The 1,713-nt window shown below is 49.0% G+C and carries 2 protein-coding genes and 1 pseudogene; all 3 read right to left on the bottom strand.

The window, feature by feature from the left end:
* A pseudogene (locus tag R7E78_RS24005) lies at nucleotides 1-97 on the bottom strand (type II secretion system protein N); the annotation flags it as partial.
* 1 nt (nucleotide 98) lies between these two features.
* Nucleotides 99-590, bottom strand: a complete 492-nt coding sequence (locus tag R7E78_RS24000) for a type II secretion system protein M (RefSeq protein ID WP_005458943.1) — start codon at nucleotides 588-590, stop codon at nucleotides 99-101.
* Nucleotides 591-597: 7 nt separating this feature from the next.
* A partial coding sequence (gspL, locus tag R7E78_RS23995) for a type II secretion system protein GspL (protein WP_318058322.1) occupies nucleotides 598-1,713 on the bottom strand: 1,116 nt, incomplete at its 5' end.

Genomic DNA, 1,713 nt, shown 5'->3' with positions numbered 1-1,713 from the left:
GGGCTTGCTGGAGAACCCAAGAAACAGGTAACCCCATGATCAAGCTAACAGAAAAACAAACGATAAAGATTACAACGTAAAGTACTGCTCGCTTCACCTTAACCTCGCTTAAATTGCAGACGGTTCACATCAATCATGCCCGCTTGGTCTGTACGATCGATGTCTAAAAATTCAACTTCAATGCCTTGCTGCTCTTTCAAGTAGCGTAGCCAATCCACCAACTGGTTGAATGCGAGCGGTTTAATCCACACTTGCACACTGTCGTTGCGTGGTTGCACACGAATCAGTTCCACCTTAAAACGGCGCGCTGATGAAGAGACAAGTTGGTTAAGTGGCTGATTGGAAAAACTGACACCCCCGCTTTTTCTCAATGCGGTAATGTCATCAGCTTTGTCTTGTACCCATGTAAGCAATTGCTTTTCACTTTGGATACGAGATTGCGCCAACTCTGCACGTTGGCTCATCGGCTGCAGCAGCCCCCAGTAAAGAATGCCAAGGATGGCGAATGCACCACAGCCCAGCACAAGTCGTTGTTCGCGCTGAGAGATGCCACTCCACCAAGCTTGCGCTTGAGAAATTAAATTCTTCATCATCACCTCACTGACGCTTCAACACAAAGCTACCCATCACAACGTTATCGCTGCGATTAAGCTGACCTTGCTCAACATTAAACTTCTCAGCCAACTTCACACGTGCCTGCTCAAAAGGCTGGAAGTCTGAGCTACGTGCGTGAATGCGCACTTCACCACGTTGGCCGTCATACTTAAAGCTGGTGATTTCTAGATCTTTCACCTGACCAAGCGTTGCTGGCAAGGCAGCAAGCCAAGACAACATCGCAACATCTGTCGAGCCACCAGACAAACGGCGCTCTTCATCTGTCATTTGACGCTTTAAGTAACTTACGGACGGAATTCGATTCTTGTTTGGGAAAACCTGACGGAAAATACGTTCGCTTTCTTCACGATAGGCTTGTGCTTGCGCATCATACTTGTGGACGAGGAGAAGTTGCTGAGCCACGACCACCACTAACAAAACGCCCGCAGCGATAGCCGCCTTTTGCCAAACTTTCCAGTACTTACCCCAAGAAGACTTCGGCTTAAACTCGCCAGTTAACAGGTTCGTTTTACTACTCGCGACGCCTTTTGCGAGCAACGCCATCGTCATTTCTTCTGGCTTAGGAACCCATACGCTCTCAACCGTCGATTCTGGCACGGAACTGTAGCAATCGAGTTGCCAACCTTCATGGTTTTGCAGGTAAGAAGAGAGGTAAAGATCCAGCCACGCCGAATCCACTACCGCGCCTTCCGTCTCTGAGTGACGAATTAGCCATTGCTCACCAATCAGTGCTGCACTGCTGTTGTCATCACTGACAGGCAATGCCAATACATCTGGCAAGATGCGTTTGATGGTCAACCCTTGGCTAGCAAAACGCTGTAGCACGGTTTGTACCCATGCACGTTCGACCGCACACACTTGTGCTTTATCCGCTTGCTTACCCAATACGGTGAAGTGCAAGCTATCCACATCTTGCGCGACTTCATCTTCAATCAAATAAGGCAACATGCTGTCGAACTGACGTGTTGCACCAGGCGGAATGTCCACCTGAGTTAACACCACATCATTACTCGCTAGTAAAGCGATGATTTGGCGCTGGCCGGCATACGATACCAACTCGTCCAAGTGTTCCCATCCGGCAAGTTCACCGCTGGCAAT

It is taken from the genome of Vibrio sp. YT-19(2023), from assembly GCF_033337395.1.
Note: the sequence above shows the minus strand (reverse complement) of the source record. Positions and strands in the feature narration are given on the sequence as shown.

What these genes read in the sequence shown, in the direction of transcription:
- R7E78_RS24000 (WP_005458943.1), bottom strand. Translation starts at nt 590, where the DNA reads ATGAAGAATTTAATTTCTCAAGCGCAAGCTTGGTGGAGTGGCATCTCT.